This is a genomic window from Lactobacillus gallinarum DSM 10532 = JCM 2011, from assembly GCF_001434975.1.
In the GTDB taxonomy this organism is placed as follows: domain Bacteria; phylum Bacillota; class Bacilli; order Lactobacillales; family Lactobacillaceae; genus Lactobacillus; species Lactobacillus gallinarum.
In genome coordinates this window covers 26,412-48,424 of record NZ_AZEL01000003.1, presented here as the reverse complement: position 1 = coordinate 48,424, position 22,013 = coordinate 26,412, and the positions used below count along the sequence as shown (strand labels likewise).

Here is a 22,013-nt window from a genome sequence, read left to right as displayed (position 1 = left end):
TTAAGTTTTTCTTGTCTTAGCTGGTAACGCTCTTGTTTGCTTAAATTCTCCCAGGTCCGCTCTAAGTAAAACATGCGATTGCAGTAGTTAACTCCTTTTTGGGCAAGGGACTTTCCAAAAGCTGTTTGTGGTACGGCTTCATGAAACTTTCTACTAACATGGGCCCAGCAACCAACTAGAGTTGCTTTAGGTAATTGCTCATAAGCTTGTCACATATCACAGTGCAGATAACCAGGATAGTCTCCTAAAAAGTTTAGAGCGACTTTTCCACTACGGGAAGGATCATGATGATACAGCGTAATTTTGTATGGATCATGTTTACCTGAAAGAAAGACCCAATAGTAAGTCTTAACGGTCTCACTTTCTAAGACAGTATAGTAAGTTTCATCGGCATGTAAGATTGGACTAGTTAACAGCTTTTGTTTTAATAACTCGAACATCGGCTTAAAGTAGTATTCATTACTCTTTAAGCCCCAATAGTTTAACATCTGTCTTGAAACTTCCAGTCCCATCTTTTTCCAGTCACTTTCTTGGCGATAGTCGGGTAATTTCATTTCATACTTTTGATAAAGTGAATGAGCGATGAGTGAAGCTGAACCTAGACCATGGTTTAGGGGAGCTTTAGGTACTGCAGCTTTAATGATCTTGTCGCTAAGATTTCTTCGACTGCAGTACTTACATTTGTAAGCGTGTTGGATATGATCTAGCCTTTAGTGTTAGTAGAATTCGCGCGCTTTCGTGTTCTTTATTTTTGGACTAATTGCAAAGCCTTTCATTAACCAATCAACCTGCTTAGCAGAGAGAGCTTGAACTTCATTTTGATTCCTGGGCCAGTTCATTTTTCCATTTTCATATCTTTTATAGAGTAGCCAGAAACCTTGACCGCCCCAATAGAGGGCTTTGAAGCGATCCTTGCTTCCACCACAGAAAAGAAAAACTTTACCACTAAAAGGATCAGTTCAAACTGTTCTTTAATTAAGATTGCTAGGCCATCAATGCCTTTACGTAGGCCAGTCTTACCACAAACGATATAAACTTGCCCCAAGTCACTAAGCCTAATCATGGTAAGACTTTCTCAAGTAATTTATTCATTAACTCAGGATCCAAATTACTATAAAAGTTCAATTCTAAGTCATTCTTCTTTAAACTAAGCAACAGATTATTACGTGGTGGCCGCGTCTTCTTTGGTCTGACTGGATGATTTAGAGCCACAATTGGCCGTTGTTTTTCGAGCATAATTCTAACCTCCAATATTTTTGATGAGTTTAGAATAGCTGAAAAAAGACGACTAAGAAAGATACTCGGTTATCTGACGCTTACAGCAGATTTATTTAATGCATTATTTAAGCATGTAACCTCTAGTCATTGGCAAGTTCTTACCAGAAGGGCCCTTGGTAAGCAAGTATTGGATGACATCGATATTGCCTGATTCAAATGAAGCAGCACAAGCATTCAAGTACATGTTCCACATACGAGTGAAACGTTCGCCCATTTTATCTTCAACTTGATCACGAACAGCATTGAAGTTCTTGTCCCAAATTTCAAGAGTTCTTTGGTAGTGACGACGAAGAGCTTCCATATCAGTGATTTGCAAGCCACTGTCAACGATGTCGCCGACAATTTCTTGCAAACCTGGAATGTAACCACCTGGGAAGATGTATTTGTTGATCCAAGCGTTAGTAGCACCGCCTTGTTGACGAGTAATACCGTGGATTAAAGCGACACCATCTTTGTTTAAGTACTTGTATACATCTTGGAAGTATCTAGGCAAGTTTTCTGAACCAACGTGTTCAAACATACCAACTGAAGTTACGTAATCCCAGGTTTGATCACCAAGTTCACGGTAGTCTTCAAGTCTAACTTCAGCTACATCTTGCAAGTTTTCATCGTAGATACGCTTTTGTACTAATTTGTATTGTTCTTCACTCAATGTAACACCGGTAACCTTAAGACCATATTCCTTAGCAGCAGTGAGCATCAATGTACCCCAGCCACAACCGATGTCGAGTAAAGTCTTGCCTTTTTGTGGTTTTAATTTGTTTAAAATGTGGTGAACTTTAGCAATTTGAGCTTGTTCAAGATCATTTTCATTACCATCTTCAAAGTAAGCACAAGAGTAAGTCATAGTAGGATCAAGCCATAACTTGTAGAAGTCGTTACCGATATCGTAGTGGCTTTGTACGTCTTCTTCACTTTGCTTTTCAGTGTGCTTTTGCTTTGGTAAAAATTTGCGGAACTTTGAGGAACGCATGAAGCTGTCGGCACTTTCGTAAGCACCAAAAATTAATTTTTGAATATCCCCGTGGATTTCAATTTTCTTATCCATGTATCCTTCACCAAGTGCGAGTGAAGCATTTCTAGTAATGTCGCCCATAGGGATCTTTTCGTTAAAAACAATTTCGATTTCAGGAGTACCATTACCGTAGACTTCGCTTTTACCGTCCCAGTAGGTTACTTTAACGGGAAAAGGGAAGGACTTGCTAAGCATCATTTTGTAAAATGTTTTTTCTAACAATTGCTTTTTCCTCCAATATTTAAAACCTAAAAGTATTTTAACACTTCTTTCTTTTTATTTGCTAATGGGATGAGAGCAAAATAAAAAACAGCTAATAGCTGTTTTATTTGGCAATATAATGGAAATTAGGGTCTAATTCTTTGTCCAAGCTATTCCAGGCATCTTCAAGTTGCTTGAATAAAATTTGTTCATTTTCATGAGTTAATTTAGTTTTACGATCAATTGTAATTGGATCACCAAAGCTAACTTCTAGGGGTTTGCGCTTAAGCAGTCCTTTAAAGGTTAATGGACCTTGATAAACGACGGGTACCATTGGCTTTTTGGACATTTTAGAAATTAAAAGTACTCCACCTTTTAATTCAGCTGAATGACGGGTTCCTGAAGGAAAAATAATCAATGAGAGTTTTCCTTTTCTAAGACCTTTAACTGGAATTTTTAAAGCCGATGGTCCAGGATTTTTTCGATCAACTGGAAAAGCATGAGCATGATTAAGAATAAAACGTAAAACCGGATTTTTGAATAGTTCGATTTTAGCCATGAACATAAATTCCATTGGACTAGCACCTAAGGCAAACAAGATAGGTTCCCACCAGGTTCGGTGTGGTGCTACTAAGATATAGTTACCTTTAGGTAAACGATTCTTGTGATGAATATGTAAGTGTCCATTTAGTACCCATACGATAAAGCGGGCAATCGGACGAATTATTTTATAAAACATCTTTTTGTTCCTCCAATTGTTGTAATATTATAAAAATAGATAGACAAGAAAGGCAAATATTTTTATGGTAGAACTTAAAGATAATGAACGAATTGATTATATGTACAGTGATGATTTGCGGATTATCCAAGATAAAACTGCCTTTAGCTTTTCTATGGATACATTGCTTTTGGCTTATTGGGCTAAGAATCAAATTCGTGATCGCGATAAAGTAGCAGATTTATGTGCGGGAAATTGTGCTGCAACGATTTATATGGCTTACTTCAATCGTGCGCACTATGATGCAATTGAGATTCAAGACGAAATATATTCGCAAGCTAAGCGTTCTATTGAACTTAATCAAATGGAAAATCGTATAGCAGTGTATAAGGATAATGTACTGAATGCCGCAAAATTTTTGCGTAAGGATAGCTACGACGTAGTAACAGTTAACCCACCTTACTTTAAGGCCCCTGAAGGGCATGAGGTAAACCCAGATAGAAAAAAAGCAATTGCTCGTCATGAATTGTTAATTAATTTAGAGCAAATTATTGAAGTTGCCAGTGGCTTATTAAAAATGAAGGGGAAGATGTTTATGGTGCATCGACCTGAGCGATTAGGCGAGATTTGTTACTACTGCATGAAGCATGATTTGAGTGTAAAATTAGTGCAACCATTTGTGTCTCACCGCGGAGATGATGCAAATTTAATTATCGTTGAAGCCGTAAAGCACACTGGGACAGATGGAACTGAACTTAGGGATGCAATCGAAGTTCATGACAAAAATGATGAATTTAAGCCATTAATTCAAAGAATAGTTCGAGAGACCCCTGAAGATAAAGCTAAACATGACGCCCGAGGTAAATACTATTTTTACGTTTTGCTTTGTAATGATGGTAGTTTTTATGGTGGCTTTACTAATGATTTAGATCATCGCCTAAAAATGCATAATTCTGGCAAAGGCGCTAAATACACCAAATCTAGGCGACCAGTTCGTATGATTTACCATGAGCAATTTGACGATAAAAGATTAGCTTTAAAAAGAGAGTATTGGTTTAAGCACCATTCACGCGCTTGGAAAGAAAAATTTTTAAGAGAGCATAATATTAATTTTTAGCTTGAAAAATAAAATTATTTTTTGTAAAATAGGCGAGTATGCTGTGTTAGCATATAATTTTTAAAACACATCAAGAGCGATCATCATCGTGGTGCCCTAGGTAGTGGTTTGATGATGAAATGAACGCTTGAGAGGATATAAAACCATAGGAGGAATATAAATATGGCAGACGTTGTTACAATGAAGCAATTGCTTGAAGCTGGTGTCCACTTCGGTCACCAAACTAGAAGATGGAACCCAAAGATGGCTCCTTACATTTTCACTCAAAGAAATGGTATCTACATCATTGACTTGCAAAAGACTATCAAGATGTTAGATGATGCGTACAACTTTATGAAGGCTGTTGCCGAAGACGGTGGCGTATTCTTATTTGTAGGTACTAAGAAGCAAGCTCAAGACTCAATTGCTGAAGAAGCAACTCGTGCAGGTCAATACTACGTAAACCAACGTTGGTTAGGTGGTACTTTGACTAACTGGACTACTATCCAAAGCCGTGTTAAGAGATTAAAGCAATTAAAGGAAATGTCACAAGACGGTACCTTTGATGTTCTTCCAAAGAAGGAAGTTGCACTTTTAACTAAGGAAATGGACAAGCTTGAAAGATTCTTAGGTGGTATCGAAGATATGCCAAGAATCCCAGATGTATTGTTCGTAGTAGACCCTAAGAAGGAAAAGATCGCTGTTCACGAAGCAAACATTTTGGGTATCCCAGTTGTAGCTATGGTGGACACTAACACTGATCCAGATCCAATTGACGTAGTTATCCCATCAAACGATGACGCTATTCGTGCTATCCGCTTAATCGCTGGTGCTATGGCTGACGCTATCGTTGAAGGTAAGCAAGGTCAAGATGACGAATCTGTTGAGGTTGACTTTAAGGAAAATGCTGATGGTTCAGAAGAAATCGTTAGCGCTGAAGAAAATCCAGAAGACTAGTTTTTACTGTTAGTTCCGTAGGAGGATCTATTAATGGCACAAATTACTGCAAAATTAGTTAAAGAATTACGTGAACGTACTGGTGCTGGCGTTATGGACGCTAAGAAGGCATTGGTAGAAGTTGAAGGTGACATGGACAAGGCTATCCAATATCTTCGTGATAAGGGTATGGCTAAGGCTGCTAAGAAGGCTGACCGTGTTGCAGCTGAAGGCTTGACTGGTGTTTACGTTAATGGTAATGTAGCAGCTATTACCGAAGTTAACTCAGAAACTGACTTTGTTTCTTCAAATGATAAGTTTGTTAACTTAGTAAAGGACGCAACTAAGACCATTGCTGAAGGTCAACCTGCTGATATGGAAGCAGCTAAGGAATTAAAGATGGACGATGGTTCAACTTTAGATCAAGCATTCGTTAATGCAACTGCTACCATTGGTGAAAAGATTGTTTTACGTCGCTTCGCTTTGGAAAAGAAGAATGATGATCAAGAATTTGGTGCTTACCAACACAATGGTGGCCAAATCGGTGTTATTACCGTTTTAGAGGGTGCCGATGCAGCTACTGCTAAGCACTTGGCAATGCACATTGCAGCTATGAAGCCAAAGGTTATCTCACCTGACGAATTAGATGATCAATTTATTACTGATCAATTAGCTGTAATGAACCACAAGATTGATCAAGACAATGAAAGTCGTGCATTGGTACACAAGAAGCCATTGCCACACCTTGTTTATGGTTCAGAAAAGCAATTAACTGATGATGTTTTAGCTAAGGCTAAGGAAGACATTAAGGCTGAACTTAAAGAAGAAGGCAAGCCAGAAAAGATCTGGGACAGAATTATCCCTGGTAAGATGCAACGCTTTATCGATGATAACACTCAAGTAGATAAGCAATTTGCAGTCTTATCACAAGACTACATCATGGATGATAGCAAGACTGTTGGCGAATTCTTGAAGGATAAAGGCGCTAAGTTAGTTGCTTTCCAACGTTTCGAAGTTGGTGAAGGTATCGAAAAGAAGCAAGAAGACTTTGCTGCTGAAGTTCGCGAACAAATGAAGTAATTTAAAAATTACATTATGATAGAAAGGAGGAGTACATTAAGTGCTTCTCCTTTTTATTTTTTATTATGATTGTTTTTACTATCAAGACATTGTTGAGTTAGATATGGTAGAATAATTAAAGCTATTAGAGGAGGTCACTATGAGTCAAGTTAAATATAAACGTATCATTTTAAAAATATCAGGTGAAGCTTTAGCAGGTGATAAGGGAAATGGAATTAATCCAACTGTAATTGGTCATTTAGCTAAAGAAATTAAATCTGTTCATGATTTAGGTGTTGAAATCGGCATCGTATGTGGTGGCGGTAATATGTGGCGCGGTGAAACCGGTGCTAAGTTAGGCATGGAACGTGCACAAGCCGATTACATGGGTATGCTTGCTACCATTATGAATGGATTAGCATTACAAGATGGTCTTGAAAAAGTTGGTGTTCCTACTAGAATGCAAACTTCAATTGAAATGAGACAAATTGCTGAGCCTTATATTAGAAGAAGAGCACTCCGTCATCTTGAAAAGGGTCGCGTAGTTATTTTTGGTGGTGGTACAGGTAACCCATACTTCTCAACTGATACTACTGCTGCTCTTCGTGCTGCTGAAATTGGCGCTGATGTAATTTTGATGGCCAAGAATGGTGTAGATGGTGTTTACTCAGCTGATCCTAAGACTGATCCAACAGCTACTAAGTTTACTGAATTAACTCAACTTGATTTGATTTCAAAAGACTTGAAGGTTATGGATAGAACCGCAAGTTCACTTTCAATGGATACTGAAATTCCATTAATTGTATTTAACGTTAATACTCCAGGCAACATTAAGAAGGTTGTTATGGGTGAAAATATTGGTACTGTTATTAGAGGTGACAAATAATGAATAACGAAACTATTAAAAAAGCACAAGATAACATGGATAAATCTATTAAGGTTTATCAAAAGAGATTAGCTTCAATTCGTGCCGGTGTAGCCAATGCTGCTCTTCTTGACAATGTTCAAGTTGAATATTATGGTGCACCTACTCCATTGACTCAAATGTCAAGTATTACTATTCCAGAACCACGTGTTTTGCTTATTACTCCATACGATCAAAATAGTTTGGATGATATTGAACATGCTCTTTTAGCTTCTAATTTAGGCTTAACTCCAGCCAATGATGGTAAGGTTATTAGATTAGTTATTCCTCAACTTACTGGTGAAAGAAGAGAAGAAATCGCCAAAGAAGTTGGAAAATACGCTGAGGATGCTAAGATCGCCGTTAGAAATGTTCGTCGCGAAGCTATGGACGCTTTGAAGAAAGAACAAAAAGACGGCAATATTACTGAAGATGAACAACGCAATTTAGAAAAGCAAGTTCAAAAGGTAACTGATGATTCTACTAAAAAGATCGATCAACTTGCTGATGAAAAGCGTAAGGAAATTACTCAAGGTTAAGCATGAGCAAGACAGATAATGAATTAAATCATTTAGCCATTATCATGGATGGTAATGGACGCTGGGCTAAGAAAAGGCACAAGCCTCGTTTTGTAGGACATCGTGAAGGCATGGATAATGTTGAGCGAATTACCCTAGCAGCTAATAAGTTAGGAATTAAAGTGCTAACTTTATATGCTTTTTCTACTGAAAACTGGGCTAGACCTAAAGAAGAAGTAGCTTATTTAATGAATCTTCCCGTGCGCTTTTTCGACAAATACATGCCTACTTTGATGGAAAATAACGTTAAAGTAAACATTATGGGTTACTTAGACGAATTGCCAGAAAAGACTTATAAAATAGTACAACGAGCAATGTCAGAAACTGCTCATAATACTGGCTTAATTCTTAATTTTGCTTTTAATTATGGCTCTAGAAGAGAAATAACGACTGCAATGAAAGAATTAGGTGGTATGATCGAAGCTGGTGCACTAAAAAGTGAAGACATTACCGAGAAAATGATCTCCCAGCACTTGATGACCAAAAATTTTGGCAAGTATCAAGATCCTGACCTGTTAATTAGGACATCAGGAGAACAAAGAATATCTAATTTCTTATTGTGGCAATTAGCTTATTCAGAGTTGGCTTTTAGTGATAAAAATTGGCCAGATTTTGATGAAGATGATTTAAGAAAATTTGTAAATGATTTTAAGCACCGTAATCGGCGCTTTGGTAAGGTAGACGAATCGGATAGTTAAATATGAAACAACGTGTAATTACGGCAGTTATTGCCTTGATTTTATTTATTCCAATTGTGCTTGCAGGTGGCCTTTGGATGGATTGGTTGACTGTATTATTTGCTGCAGTCGGCATTAGCGAGATCTTTTTAATGAAAAAACAGATTTTGGTCTCATTTGATTTCTTGCTAGCATTGCTTGCAACTTTGACATGGACAGTGCCGGATGCATTTTTTAAGGCATTCCCACCTAATATAACCAAATTCGGAGTATTCTTTGGAATTGTTATGCTGTTCTTAACCTGGACAGTACTTTCTAAAAATAAGACTACTTTCGATGATGTTGGTGTTTACATCTTGGCATCACTTTATATAGGGATTGGCTTCCACTACATGGCAGCCATTAGAGCTTACCCGCAAAATGGTTTAGCTTTATTGGGTTACGTGTTTGTAGTTGTTTGGTCAACTGATATTGGTGCTTACATGATCGGTCGTAAGATTGGTAAACATAAGTTATGGCCAGTAATTAGCCCTAATAAAACTTGGGAAGGATCAATTGGTGCCGTTATTTGTGCATTGATTTGTAGTGCAATTTACCTAGCAATTTTGAGTCACTTTAACATTGTTTTTGGAGTTTCCGAATTAACTATGGTAATTTTGGCATTCTTCCTTTCAATCGTAGGTCAAATGGGTGACCTAGTTGAGTCAGCATATAAGCGTTTCTACGGTGTTAAAGACTCTGGTAAAATTTTACCAGGACATGGTGGTATTTTAGACCGATTTGATAGTATGTTATTTGTTTTACCTGTAGTAGCTGCTATCTTAGGTATTGTTCACTAGGAGAATTTTATTGAAAGGTATACTAATCTTTTTAATCGTTTTTGGCTTATTAGTTTTTGTCCATGAATTTGGACATTTTATTGTAGCCAAAAAATCAGGTATACTTGTGCGAGAATTCTCAATTGGTATGGGACCTAAGTTATTTCAGATTAGAAGAAATCCTACTACTTATACTATCAGGTGGCTACCACTTGGTGGTTATGTTCGATTAGCAGGATCTGATGATGAAAGCAAATTAGATCCGGGCATGACTGTAATTTTGCAGTTAAATGATCAGGATGAAGTGGTTAGAATAGATGCTTCTGAATCTGACATGCCAATAGAGGGTATTCCCGTTCAAGTTACTAAGGCAGATTTAGTAGATAATTTAGTAATTGAAGGCTATGAGAATGGCGATGAAAATAAACCGGTAACTTACCATGTTAATCATGATGCAACTATCATTGAAAAAAATGGTACCGAATTAATCATTGCACCTCGTGATACTCAATTTAATGAAGCAAAGGTCTGGCAAAAGTTAGCAACTAATTTTGCTGGTCCTTTTATGAATATTTTATTAGGTTTTGTTGTGTTCTTAATCTGGACATTTACGGTGCCAGGTCCAGCCACAACTACTATTCAATCTACTACGAATGGTTCACCTGCTCAGATTGCTAAAATTGCACCGGGTGATCGAATTGTAGCGGTTAATGGTCAAAAGATTAATAGCTTTGAACAGGTAACTGAAAAAGTTAATCAAAGCAAAGGTAAGAGTCTTAAATTTGAATTAAGTAAAGATGGCTCTACTAAAACTGTAATGGTTAAACCAAAGGCTCATCGAATTCAGAAGCAAAAAATTTATCAAATAGGTATTGTTGCTAAAAGTAATGAAAATGCTGGCGTAAAATTAAAAAGAGGTTGGGATACAGCTGTTTCTACAACCGGTTTGATTTTTAATGCAGTAGGTAACTTATTTAGACATTTTAGTCTTAATAAATTGTCTGGTCCTGTAGGAATTTACTCTCAAACTTTGCAAGTTTCACAAATGGGCTTTACATATGTATTAGCCTTTTTAGCAATGATCTCAATTAATTTGGGAATTGTTAATTTAATTCCAATTCCAGGTTTAGATGGTGGTAAACTTTTATTGAACTTAATTGAATTAGTTCGTGGTAAACCAATTTCAGAAGAACATGAGGCAATTGTTGAATTAATTGGCTTTGGTTTATTATTAGTATTAATTATTGCAGTTACAGGCAATGACATTTATCGCTATTTTATAAAATAATTAATAATAGTTAGTTTTGTTTTTACTTTAGGAGAAAGTAATGCGTCAATCAAAATTTTTTATGCCAACTTTAAAGGAAGCTCCATCAGATGCTGTGGCAGAAAGCCACAAGTTGATGATTAGAGGGGGATATATTCGTCAGGTTACTGCTGGTGTTTATGCTTATCTTCCATTAGGTTATCGTGTATTACGTAAGGCTGAAGGAATTATTGAAGATGAAATGGAAAAAATCAATGTTCCTGAAATGATCATGCCTCATTTATTACCAGCTACTTTATGGCAAGAATCAGGTCGTTACAAGAAGTACGGCGCTGAAATGTTCAAATTGAAGGATCGCCATGGCCGTGAAAGTTTGCTTGGACCTACCCATGAAGAGACTTTTACTGAAATTATTGCTAAGAACCTTAAGAGTTATAAGCAAATGCCATTAGCTTTGTACCAAATTCAAACTAAATTCCGTGATGAAAATCGTCCTCGTTTCGGTTTACTCCGTGGTCGTGAATTTGTCATGCTTGATGGTTATAGTTTTGCCGCAACTCGTGATCAATTAGATGAGCAATTTGATGATCAAAAGAGTGCATATAAGCGAATCTTTAAGCGTGCCGGTGTTACTGTACACCCAGTAATTGCTGACTCAGGTACAATGGGTGGTAAAAACTCAACTGAATTCCAAGCACCAGCTGCTATTGGTGAAGATACTATTGCTACTAATGAAAAGGGAACATATGCTGCTAACCTTGAAATGGCTAAGAGTATTGATACCTTTAAACAAGAACCAGAAGATGCCAAGGAACTTACTAAAGTAGCAACTCCAGATTGTGATACAATCGAAAAATTAGCTAAGTTCTTGAATGTTCCAGCAACTAGAATTGTTAAGAGTATTCTTTATATTGCGGATGATCAAAAAGTTTTGGTTTTAATTCGTGGCGATAAGCAAATTAATGAAGTAAAACTTGGACATGTTCTTGACGCTGATGAAGTTCATGAAGCAGACACTGCTGATTTGAAAGAAATTACTGGTAGTGAAAAAGGAGGCGTTGGTCCTGTTAATGCTGATTGGGCTGACAAGATTATTGCAGACGAAACTGTTAAGAATCTTTACAACGTAGTCGTTGGCGCTGGTGAAACTGATTACCAATTTGAAAATGCTAACTTGGATCGTGATTTTAAGGTTGATGAATTTGCTGACATTAGAACAGCAAACGAAGGCGAACCAGATCCTGTTGATCATTTGCCACTTAAGTTCACAACATCAATCGAAGTTGGTCATATTTTCAAGCTTGGAACTTATTACACTAAGACTATGGGTGCTGATTTCTTGGATCAAAATGGTAAGGCTAAGCCTGTTATCATGGGTTCATATGGTATTGGTGTTACCAGAATGCTTTCAGCAGCTGTAGAACAACACTTGACTGAACACGGTGTTGCTTGGCCAAAAGAAATTGCACCATTTGCAATTCACATTGTTCAAATGAAAATGAATAAAGAAGATCAAACCGAATTAGCTGAAAAACTTGAAAAGAAGTTCAGTGAAAAGTATGATGTTTTATACGATGACCGTAAGGAACGTGCTGGTGTTAAGTTCGCAGATGCAGATTTAGTCGGTGCACCTATTAGAATTACGGTTGGTAAGAAGGCTGTTGATGGTATCGTTGAGGTTAAGAGACCTACTGATGATAAGGCAACCGAAATGTCAATTGATGAATTAGATAAGTTTGTAAATCAAGAGTTAGGATAATTTTTGTGGCAAATAAAAATGATCTTTTCTTAAAATTGCTCAAACAAGTTCATTTCCCTGATAGTTTTGAAGATAATTATCTTCTTCAAAAGGGAAAGGTTGAAAACGTGGATGTTTACGCTAAAGAACATAGGTGGGATATCCATGTTTTTTTTGATACCCCTTTGAAATATGACACTTATGTAGCATTAAGAAAAGCAATAGAAGAAACTTTTTCAGCATTTGTAAATGTAAGATTTTTTGTTGGTACAGGTGATGGTTCTGACCAATACTTGCCAGATTACTGGCATTATGCGGTACAGAATTCAAATATTTTATCTCCCGTCGCTAGAGAATTTTTAGCTGGACAAAAACCTAAAAAAGAAAATGGTCGTTGGGTTATTCCAGTAGATAACAATGTAATTGATGGATTAATCGAACAAAAGGCTTTAGATGATTTGGCTGAAGAGATGCGTGACTTTGGTTTCTTTAATTTAAAATTTATAACCGAAGTCGATCAAACTAATTTACAAAACAGTTTAGAAAGTTTGCAAGAGCTTCAGCATGAACATGAAAAAAGTATGCAGGAGGCTTTTAACAATACTCCGGAAAAGCCGAAGCCTAAACCAAAGCAGCAGTACCAAACCAAGCGTACTAGTTATGGCAATCGAAAACTAGATGAAAATGCTCCGATTACGCAAATTCAAGATGTTGAAGATGGTACTCGAAATGTTGTAATTGAAGGTAATATTTTCAATATTGAAAGTAGAGAATTGAAAAACGGTTCAGTAATTTTTACAGGTGAAATTACTGACTATAGTGATTCAATTGCGTTTAAGAAATTTGCTTCAAATAAGGAACAAATTGAGCAAATGGCTGCAATTAAGCCTGGTACTTGGGCTAAAATGCAAGGTTCAGCAATCGATGATCAATGGGTACATGATGTAGTATTCAACATTAGCAGCTTTGAAACAGTTGAACATATCGGACGAACGGAAAAATATGAGGGTGAGCAAAAGAGAGTAGAACTTCATTTGCACACTAATATGAGTCAATTAGATGCAACTAATGCACCAAGTGATTTTATTAAAACTGCTAAAAAATTTGGTCAGAAGGCTATCGCTATTACAGATCATGGTGATGTTCAGTCCTTCCCAGAAGCTTATAGTACAGGTAAAGCTACAGGCACAAAAATCTTATATGGTGTTGAAGCGAATATGATAGATGACCATGCATTATTGGTTATCAATCCAGCTCCAATGACTTATGAAGATCGTGAATTTGTTATTTTCGACGTTGAAACTACTGGTCTTTCATCTGTTTATGACACTATTATTGAAATTGGTGCTGTTAAGATGAAAAACGGCGAAGTTATTGAACGTTTTGATAAATTCATTAACCCACACCATCCTTTGAGTGAACAAACCATTAATTTAACTTCAATTACGGATGAGATGGTTAGTGCTGCTGATGATGAAGATGTAGTTATTAAGCAATTCCAAGACTTTTATGGTGATCGTCCTTTATGTGGACACAATGTTCAATTTGATGTCGGCTTTGTTAATGCCGCTTTAAGAAGAGCTGGTCTTAGTGAAATCACACAACCAGTTGTCGATACGCTAGAAGTTTCTCGTTTGCTTCACCCTGAACAGAACCGTCATACTTTGGATTCATTAGCCAAAAAATATAATGTTTCCTTGGAACATCACCATAGAGCTAATCAAGATGCGGAAGCAACTGGTTACTTAATGTATAAGCTGCTAGATGCATTTAAGAAAAAATATAATGAAGATAATTTGAATAACTTAAATGGTTATGCTGCACATGGTGAGGTTTATAAGCGAGCTCGACCATCCCACATGACGGTTTTGGCTAAAGATCAAAAGGGATTAAAGAATTTATACAAACTAGTTTCAATAGCAAGTACGAAAGACTTTTATCGAATTCCGCGTACTCCTAAATCAGATTTAGCTCGTTTGCATGAAGGTCTGTTTTATGGCTCAGGTTGTTGGCAAGGTGATGTCTTTGTAGCAATGATGCAGAAAGGTTATGACGAGGCTAGAGAAAAAGCTAAGTTTTATGACTTTTTGGAAGTACAACCTCCTGCAAATTATTCTCAATTAATCGAGGATGGATTAATTAAAGATGAAGCACAACTTGAAGAAATTATTGGGAATATTTATAAGTTAGGTAAAGAATTGAATAAGCCTGTTGTTGCAACAGGAGATGCACACTATGTTGAACCACATGATGCTATTTACCGAACTATTTTAATTTCAGCGCAACGATCTAATCCAAATAGAAATAAACCGCAACCTGATTTGCACTTTTATTCAACTCAGGAAATGCTTGATGCATTTAGTTTCTTAGGTGAAGATGTAGCCAAAGAAATCGTTATTGATAATACAAATAAGATTGCTGATGAAATTTCTGAGATTCAGCCAATTAAGGATGGATTATATCCACCTCATATTGAACACGCTGATGAAGAAATGAAAAAGTTAACTTATGATAAGGCGTATGAACTTTATGGCAAGCCGTTGCCTAAAATCGTAAAAGACAGAATTGATCTAGAATTAAATTCTATTATTTCTAATGGATATGCGGTTATTTACTTGATTTCTCAACGTCTGGTGGCCAAGTCAAATAAAGATGGTTACTTGGTAGGTTCTCGTGGTTCTGTAGGTTCCAGTCTGGTAGCTACTATGTCAGGAATTACGGAAGTTAATCCACTTGCACCACATTATCGTTGTCCTAAGTGTAAATATTCGCAATTCTTTGAAAATGGTGAATATGGTTCTGGATTTGACTTACCTGATAAGGATTGTCCAAAATGTGGAACGCCTTTAGTTAAAGATGGACAGGATATTCCGTTTGCGACTTTCCTAGGCTTCCATGGGGATAAAGTTCCTGATATCGATTTGAACTTCTCAGGAGACTATCAACCAGTTGCGCATAACTTTATTCGAGTAATGTTCGGTCCAGATAATTCTTATCGTGCCGGAACTATTGCGACGGTTGCAGATAAGACTGCATATGGTTATGCAAAACACTTTGATGAAGAGCGTGATTTGAAAGCTAGAAATGCGGAATTGGATCGCCTGGCTAGTGGTATTCGTGGAGTAAAAAGAACTACAGGTCAGCACCCTGCTGGTATTGTTGTAGTTCCTGATGACATGGATATTTATGATTTTACTCCTGTATCTTATCCAGCTGATGATGTTAATGCAGCATGGTTAATTACACACTACGACTTCCACTCAATTCACGATAATATTTTGAAGTTCGATATTCTGGGACACGATGACCCAACGATGATTCGTCACTTGCAGGATCTGTCAGGAATCGATCCACTGACTATTCCACCGGATGATCCTGGTGTTATGTCTCTTTTCTCAAGTCCTAAAATTCTAGGAGTAACACCAGAACAAATCCAATCAGAAACAGGTACTTTGGGAGTACCAGAATTTGGTACGCGTTTCGTTAGAGGGATGCTTGAAGAAACTAAACCAACAACTTTTGCGGAATTATTGCAGATTTCTGGTTTGTCACATGGTACCGATGTATGGTTAGGAAATGCAGAAGATTTAGTCAATAACGGTACTTGCAAATTAAAGGATGTTATTGGTTGTCGTGATAACATTATGATGGACTTGATTCACTGGGGAGTTAAACCAGAAGTTGCCTTTTCAACTATGGAGTCTGTTCGTCACGGACGTGGTATTAGTGATGAAAATATGGCAATTTTGAAGAAGAATAAAAATATTCCTGATTGGTATATTCCTTCTTGTTTAAAGATTAAGTACATGTTTCCTAAAGCTCACGCCACTGCTTATATTTTAATGGCTTTACGTATCGCCTGGTTTAAAGTATATTATCCAGAAATTTATTACACTGCTTATTTCTCAGTGCGTGCTGATTTATTTGATTTAGTTGCAATGAGTCATGGTAAAAACACTGTTAAAGCTGCAATGAAAGAAATTCAAGATAAAGGAAACGATGCTTCAGCCAAAGATAAAAGTTTATTGACAGTTTTGGAAATTGCTAACGAATGTCTTGAACGCGGCATTAAAATTAAAATGGTTGATATTGATCAATCAGAAGCTACGGATTTTAAGATTTTAGATAAGCATACTATTTTGGCACCATTTAATGCGGTTCCTGGTTTAGGTGACAATGCGGCTAAGCAAATTGTCGCTGCGCGTGCTGAAAAGAAATTCTTATCTAAAGAAGATTTAGCAAAACGCGGCAAAGTTTCACAAACAATCATGAATTATTTCGAAGACAATGGCGTACTGGAAGGTATGCCCGATGAAAATCAATTATCACTTTTCTAGGAGTTATTATTACATTGTTATGTAAAACATGGTATACTAATAAAGAAGTTCGAATAGGTAAATTCGAGTGAGCAGTAATGCTCACTCTTTTTATTACGGAGGAAATTTTTTGTCTAAAGTTATAGATCTTGTTCGTCCAGTTGTCGAAACAATTATTGACGAGCATGGCGACATGTTAGTTGATATGGAATACGTTAAGGAAAAAGGTCAAAACTATTTACGAATTTATGTTGATCGTCAGCCCAATGGTATCGATATCGATGAAATTGCGGCTTTAAGTGAATTGGTTTCTGAAAAACTTGATACAATTGATCCTGATCCGCTTCCTGATCCATATGTTTTAGAGTTATCATCTCCAGGTGCTGAACGCCCTATTAAGACTGAAGCTGATTGGGAGAGAGCACTGAATGATTATGTTCATATTGGTCTTTATCAAAAAATTGAGGACAGAAAAGTGTATGAAGGTACGCTTAAATCCTATAATAATGATGAGATTGTATTAGAAGTAAAAGATAAAACAAGACGAAAGAAATTAACTATCCCTCGTAAGTTAATTGCAAAGATTCGTTTTGCAATTGAATTTTAGAAAGGTTGATCAAAAACTTATGTCTAAAGAAATGCTAGAAGCGTTTGCTACCTTGGAAAAGACCAAGGGCATTAAACAAGATGTTATTGTTGATGCAATCAAGGCCGCTTTGGTAGCTGCATACAAGAAAAATTATAATCAAGCCCAAAACGTTGAAGTTGACTTCGATGAAAGAAGAGGTAACTTCAAGGTAATGGCTGTTAAGACAGTCGTTGATGAAGTACAAGATGACCGTCTTGAAGTTAGTTTGAAAGACGCCTTGGCAATTAATCGTGCTTATGAAGTTGGGGATGAAATTCGATTTGAAGTTACACCAAAGAACTTTGGTCGAATTGCTGCTCAAACTGCTAAGCAAGTTATTATGCAACGTCTTCGTGAAGCAGAAAGAAGTCATATTATTGACGAATATTCTCAATATGAAGATGAATTAGTTACAGGTACTGTTGAACGACGTGATAATCGTTTTGTATATGTTAATATTGGCAATGTTGAAGCTGTGATGCCTCAACGTGACCAAATGCCAAATGAAGTTTACAACCCACAAGATCAAATTCGTGTACTTGTAACTCATGTTGGCTCAGATTCTAAGGGTGCACAAATCGTTGTTTCAAGAACTGCACCTGATGTTGTCAAGCGATTATTTGAACAAGAAGTTCCTGAAATTTATGATGGAACTGTTGAAATTGTATCAATTGCCCGTGAAGCTGGCGACCGTACTAAGATGGCTGTTAAGTCAAATGACCCTAACATTGATCCAGTTGGTACTTGTGTAGGTCAAAAGGGTGCTCGTGTTCAAAATGTTGTTAATGAACTTGGTGGCGAAAATATTGATGTCGTTAAGTACGAAGAAGATCCTTCTGACTTTATTGCTAATGCATTGAATCCAGCAGAAGTAATTGCTGTTCAATTTGGTGATAATGAAGAAGAAAAGAGTGCGTTAGTAATTGTTCCAGATTACCAATTGTCACTTGCTATTGGTAAGAAGGGACAAAATGTACGTCTTGCTGCTCGCTTAACAGGCTATAAGATTGATATTCGTCCAGAATCTGAAGTAGAATTTGTTGATGAAGAGTCAGACACTGCAGCCAAATCTGCTGATACTGAATCTGATGAGGATAGTTCAGTTGATACAGATGAAGCAGCTACACAGGTAGAAGAAAGTTCAAGCGAAGATAATACTGAAGAATAGGTGATTTTTTGAAAAAAAGAAAAATCCCAATGCGGAAGGATTTATTAACCGACACTATGCAACCTAAAAAAGAGTTGGTACGTGTCGTAATCGATAAAGAAAAGAATATTGCTGTTGATCCTACTGGCAAAAAAGCAGGACGCGGCGCATATGTTTCACTTGATCCAACCAAGATTAAAGCCGCTAAAGAAAAGCATATTTTAGATCGTAGCTTAGGGGCTAAGGTTCCAGATAGTTTTTATGACGAGCTTTATTCATATGTTGATCATCAAAAAGCAAGAAAAGAATTGTTTGGTGATAAATAAGTTTGCAAAATAGACAAAAAGCGATTAATTTGTTAGGTTTAGCACAGCGAGCTGGTAAATTAATTACTGGGACAGAAACTGTGATTGCCAAGCTTAACAAAGGAAAAATCACCGCGGTCATCATGGCGTGTGACGTTCAAGACAACACCGCTGAAAAAGTTGATCGTGCTGCCAGAAAAGTTAATGTTCCTATAATAAACTTATTTTCAGCTGATGAGATTTCCAAAGCTATCAGCAAAAAACGTAAAGTTTTAGGATTAACCGATGTCGGTTTTACCAAGGCATTGATTAAAAAAATAAATGAAGGAGTGTGATTGGATGGCAAAGAAAAGAATTTATGAAGTCGCAAAAGAAGTGGGCGTCGATAATAAAGTTGTAGTCCAAAAAGCAAAGGAATTGGGCTTCGATATAAAGAACCATATGTCATCAATAGATGATGCACAAGTTGCAAAATTAAAAGGTAGTTTCCAAAACTCCGCTCCCGCTGAGAAAAGCAATAAAATAAAGATCTCTGTTTCTTCTATTCGTAAGAACGAAAAGAAACAAGAAGATAATGCAGGTTCAAAGAAGCCTAGAAGACGTAACAATAAGCGTCGTCAAAATAATAATGATCGCAATCGCAAAAATAGAAATGATCGCGATCATAACTCAAATTCAGGTAAGCCAAAAGCAGCTGCTTTGTTGCAACAATTTAAGCAAAAGCAACGTGCAGAGGAAGGCCTGCTTAATCGAGAAGCACAAAAAGCTAAAAAAGAATATCACGAACAATTGAGACATCCGAAAAAAGAACAACCAGTGAATAATAAGAAGAAAACTAACAAAGAAAACAATACTAAGAAGTCAGAATCAGTAGAGAAAAAAGTTATTGGTCCAAAGATTTTGAAACCATCTCCAGCACGTTTGAAGAAGAATCAACCTTCAACAAATGATAAGCCTGCAGTGAAGGTTTCTATTCCTGAGCCTCCTAAAGATGAAAAACGTGGCAATGGTCGTGGTAAGAATATGGGTAAGCCAGGACGTAAAGGTAAGAACCAATTCTTTAATAATCATAATGAACATTCTGATCGTTCAGAAAGAAAACGTCGTAAGAATAAGAAACGTCAACAAGAACAAAAGCCAAAGAAGCAACCTACTAAGCGTAAGGAACGTCCATTACCAGAAACTTTAATATATGAAGAAGGTATGAACGCTCAAGACATTGGTAAGTTGATTCACCGTGAACCAGCTGAAATTGTTAAGAAATTATTCATGCTTGGTGTGATGACTAACCAAAACCAATCTTTGGATAAGGATACCATCGAATTATTAGCAGCTGAATACGGTATTAATGCTAAGCAAAAGGTTCATGAAGATATTTCTGATATTGATACTCTTTATGACAAGAGAATGGAAGCTTCTAAGAAATCTAAGAATCAAGTTAAGCGTCCACCTGTAGTTACTATTATGGGGCACGTTGACCATGGTAAAACTACTTTGCTTGACCGTTTGCGTCATACCCATGTTTCAGCTCATGAAGCTGGTGGTATTACCCAGAAGATCGGTGCTTACCAAGTTCGTCTTGATGACCGCTTGATTACTTTCCTAGATACTCCTGGACACGCAGCCTTCTCAAACATGCGTGCACGTGGTGCTGAAATTACTGATATTGTTGTCTTAGTTGTTGCAGCCGATGATGGTGTTATGCCACAGACTGTTGAAGCTATTGACCACGCTAAGAGCGCCAATGTTCCAATTATTGTAGCAATTAACAAGATGGACAAGCCAGGTGCTAACCCACAACACGTAACTGAAGAATTGATGAAATATAATTTAATTCCTGAAGATTACGGTGGTGACACCATCTTTGTAAATATCTCAGCTAAGACTGGTCAAAATGTTGATGATTTATTACAAATGATCTTGCTTCAAGCTGATGTGATGGAACTTAAGGCTAACCCAACAGAAATGGCAATTGGTACTGTAATTGAAGCTCGCTTATCACGTGGTCGTGGACCAGTAGCCGACGTTTTGATTCAACAAGGTACTTTAAATGTTGGTGATCCAATTGTTGTTGGTGATACTTTTGGCCGTGTTCGTACTATGACTAACGATCGTGGTCGTCAAGTTAAAAAGGCTACTCCATCTGAACCAGTTGAAATTACTGGTTTGAATGACGTTCCAGAATCAGCTGATAAATTAGTTGAATTTAAGGATGAAAAGACAGCACGTTCAGTTGGTGAAGCTAGAGCACAACAAGCTTTGCAAAAGTCTCGTGAAAATGTTCAACATGTCACTCTCGATAACCTCTTCGATACTATGAAGAAGGAGAATATGAAGGAAGTTGACATTGTCTTGAAGGCTGATGTTCAAGGTTCTGTTGAAGCTTTGCAACAATCTCTTGAAAAGATTGAAGTTGAAGGCGTTCGTGTTAACATCATTCACTCAGGTGTAGGTGCTATTAATGAGTCAGACGTAACCTTAGCCGGTGCTTCTAATGCATTTATCATTGGATTTAATGTTCGTCCAACTGCAACTGCTAAGAGTCAAGCTGAAACTGAAGGCGTCGACATTCGTTTGTACAGTATCATCTACAAGGCAATTGATGATGTGACTGCAGCCATGAAGGGTATGCTTGAACCAACTTACGAAGAAAAGGTTATCGGTAACCTTACTGTTCGTGAAACTTGGAAAGTATCTAAGGTTGGTACTATTGCTGGTTCCTTTGTTGATAAGGGATTGGTTAAGAATAACGCCAAAATTAGAGTTATTCGTGATGGTATTGTTAAATACGATGGTGAAATTGCTTCACTTAAGAGATTTAAAGATGATGCCAAAGAAGTTAAGCAAGGTAACGATTGTGGTTTAACTATCAAAGACTACAACGATATTAAAGTCGGCGACGAATTCGAAGTTTACGAAATGCAACAAGTTGAACCTAAGTAATAATTTTTAGGAGGCAAACATGAAGCATAGAATTGGTCGTGTTGAAGGAGAAATTCTTCGTGAATTAACCAAAATTTTACAAAAGAATATTCGTGATCCTCGTTTGAGTGAAGTAACTATCACTGCAGTGGAATGTACGAATGATCTTTCATATGCAACTGTTTACTATAGTCTTTTAACTGAAAATGCCGATAAGGAAAAAGAAGTTCAAGAAGGACTAGAAAAGGCTAAAGGTATGATGCGTCACTTATTAGGACAAACTTTAACCGTTTATAAAGTCCCTGAATTAATTTTTAAACGAGACAATTCAGTAAAATATGGTAGTAAAATTGACCGTTTAATTGCAGAAGTTAAAAAGCAAGATGCTGAACGGGCAAGTAAATAAAAAA

20 protein-coding genes and 2 pseudogenes are annotated in these 22,013 nt (G+C 36.9%); 16 read left to right on the top strand and 6 right to left on the bottom strand.

All coding sequences use genetic code 11. The features are described 5' to 3' along the window. The 6 genes and pseudogenes from tnpC to FC37_RS00560 all read right to left on the bottom strand — a co-directional run. Positions 1-710, bottom strand: a pseudogene (gene tnpC / locus FC37_RS00575) (IS66 family transposase); the annotation flags it as partial. Positions 711-716: 6 nt separating this feature from the next. After that, a pseudogene (tnpB, locus tag FC37_RS10630) lies at positions 717-896 on the bottom strand (IS66 family insertion sequence element accessory protein TnpB); the annotation flags it as partial. Continuing rightward, positions 836-1,063, bottom strand: a complete 228-nt coding sequence (locus FC37_RS10625; protein ID WP_236697248.1) for a hypothetical protein — start codon at positions 1,061-1,063, stop codon at positions 836-838. The gene FC37_RS10625 and the pseudogene tnpB, both read right to left, overlap by 61 nt. Beyond that, positions 1,060-1,236, bottom strand: a complete 177-nt coding sequence (locus FC37_RS10450) for a hypothetical protein (RefSeq protein ID WP_164477378.1) — start codon at positions 1,234-1,236, stop codon at positions 1,060-1,062. The genes FC37_RS10625 and FC37_RS10450 overlap by 4 nt, the downstream gene beginning before the upstream one ends. Positions 1,237-1,339: 103 nt before the next feature. Then, complete coding sequence (locus FC37_RS00565) at positions 1,340-2,515, bottom strand: SAM-dependent methyltransferase (RefSeq protein WP_056945438.1); 1,176 nt, start codon at positions 2,513-2,515, stop codon at positions 1,340-1,342. 103 nt (positions 2,516-2,618) lie between these two features. Further along, complete coding sequence (locus FC37_RS00560) at positions 2,619-3,233, bottom strand: lysophospholipid acyltransferase family protein (protein WP_025005927.1); 615 nt, start codon at positions 3,231-3,233, stop codon at positions 2,619-2,621. A gap of 64 nt (positions 3,234-3,297) precedes the next feature. On the opposite strand from FC37_RS00560, the gene FC37_RS00555 reads away from it, so the two are divergent. The 16 genes from FC37_RS00555 to FC37_RS00480 all read left to right on the top strand — a co-directional run bounded on the left by FC37_RS00555 (position 3,298) and on the right by FC37_RS00480 (position 22,009). Further along, entirely contained in the window at positions 3,298-4,329 is a 1,032-nt protein-coding gene (locus FC37_RS00555; protein ID WP_025005928.1) for a GIY-YIG nuclease family protein, read from the top strand. Positions 4,330-4,491: 162 nt separating this feature from the next. Further along, positions 4,492-5,265, top strand: a complete 774-nt coding sequence (gene rpsB, locus FC37_RS00550) for a 30S ribosomal protein S2 (protein ID WP_056945437.1) — start codon at positions 4,492-4,494, stop codon at positions 5,263-5,265. A 33-nt stretch (positions 5,266-5,298) separates the two neighbouring features. Then, positions 5,299-6,324 carry a translation elongation factor Ts gene (gene tsf, locus FC37_RS00545; RefSeq protein ID WP_056945436.1) on the top strand — a complete coding sequence of 342 codons (1,026 nt, stop codon included), beginning with the start codon at positions 5,299-5,301 and terminating at the stop codon, positions 6,322-6,324. A 139-nt stretch (positions 6,325-6,463) separates the two neighbouring features. Beyond that, complete coding sequence (gene pyrH / locus FC37_RS00540; RefSeq protein WP_025005930.1) at positions 6,464-7,189, top strand: UMP kinase; 726 nt, start codon at positions 6,464-6,466, stop codon at positions 7,187-7,189. Next, positions 7,189-7,746: a ribosome recycling factor gene (gene frr, locus FC37_RS00535; RefSeq protein ID WP_025005931.1), complete on the top strand. Its 558-nt coding sequence runs from the start codon at positions 7,189-7,191 to the stop codon at positions 7,744-7,746. The genes pyrH and frr overlap by 1 nt, the downstream gene beginning before the upstream one ends. 2 nt (positions 7,747-7,748) lie before the next feature. After that, entirely contained in the window at positions 7,749-8,483 is a 735-nt protein-coding gene (locus FC37_RS00530; RefSeq protein WP_025005932.1) for an isoprenyl transferase, read from the top strand. A gap of 2 nt (positions 8,484-8,485) precedes the next feature. Then, positions 8,486-9,301, top strand: coding sequence for a phosphatidate cytidylyltransferase (locus FC37_RS00525; RefSeq protein WP_056945435.1), 816 nt, complete (start codon positions 8,486-8,488; stop codon positions 9,299-9,301). A 10-nt stretch (positions 9,302-9,311) separates the two neighbouring features. Beyond that, positions 9,312-10,568 carry an RIP metalloprotease RseP gene (gene rseP / locus FC37_RS00520; protein WP_025005933.1) on the top strand — a complete coding sequence of 419 codons (1,257 nt, stop codon included), beginning with the start codon at positions 9,312-9,314 and terminating at the stop codon, positions 10,566-10,568. Positions 10,569-10,608: 40 nt separating this feature from the next. Continuing rightward, the gene (locus tag FC37_RS00515) at positions 10,609-12,306 is read left to right on the top strand and encodes a proline--tRNA ligase (RefSeq protein WP_025005934.1); all 1,698 of its coding nucleotides are present in this window, start codon (positions 10,609-10,611) and stop codon (positions 12,304-12,306) included. A gap of 5 nt (positions 12,307-12,311) precedes the next feature. Further along, positions 12,312-16,622: a PolC-type DNA polymerase III gene (locus FC37_RS00510; RefSeq protein ID WP_025005935.1), complete on the top strand. Its 4,311-nt coding sequence runs from the start codon at positions 12,312-12,314 to the stop codon at positions 16,620-16,622. A gap of 109 nt (positions 16,623-16,731) precedes the next feature. Beyond that, positions 16,732-17,208: a ribosome maturation factor RimP gene (gene rimP / locus FC37_RS00505; protein WP_025005936.1), complete on the top strand. Its 477-nt coding sequence runs from the start codon at positions 16,732-16,734 to the stop codon at positions 17,206-17,208. Between the two features lie 19 nt (positions 17,209-17,227). Then, entirely contained in the window at positions 17,228-18,397 is a 1,170-nt protein-coding gene (gene nusA / locus FC37_RS00500; protein WP_025005937.1) for a transcription termination factor NusA, read from the top strand. 8 nt (positions 18,398-18,405) lie between these two features. Next, a complete protein-coding gene (gene rnpM / locus FC37_RS00495) occupies positions 18,406-18,702 on the top strand; it encodes an RNase P modulator RnpM (protein WP_025005938.1) in 297 nt (98 codons plus the stop codon). 2 nt (positions 18,703-18,704) lie between these two features. Beyond that, the gene (locus FC37_RS00490; RefSeq protein WP_025005939.1) at positions 18,705-19,016 is read left to right on the top strand and encodes a L7Ae/L30e/S12e/Gadd45 family ribosomal protein; all 312 of its coding nucleotides are present in this window, start codon (positions 18,705-18,707) and stop codon (positions 19,014-19,016) included. A gap of 4 nt (positions 19,017-19,020) precedes the next feature. Next, positions 19,021-21,624 carry a translation initiation factor IF-2 gene (infB, locus tag FC37_RS00485; RefSeq protein ID WP_025005940.1) on the top strand — a complete coding sequence of 868 codons (2,604 nt, stop codon included), beginning with the start codon at positions 19,021-19,023 and terminating at the stop codon, positions 21,622-21,624. Between the two features lie 19 nt (positions 21,625-21,643). Next, entirely contained in the window at positions 21,644-22,009 is a 366-nt protein-coding gene (locus tag FC37_RS00480) for a ribosome-binding factor A (RefSeq protein ID WP_025005941.1), read from the top strand. Positions 22,010-22,013 lie beyond the last annotated feature (4 nt).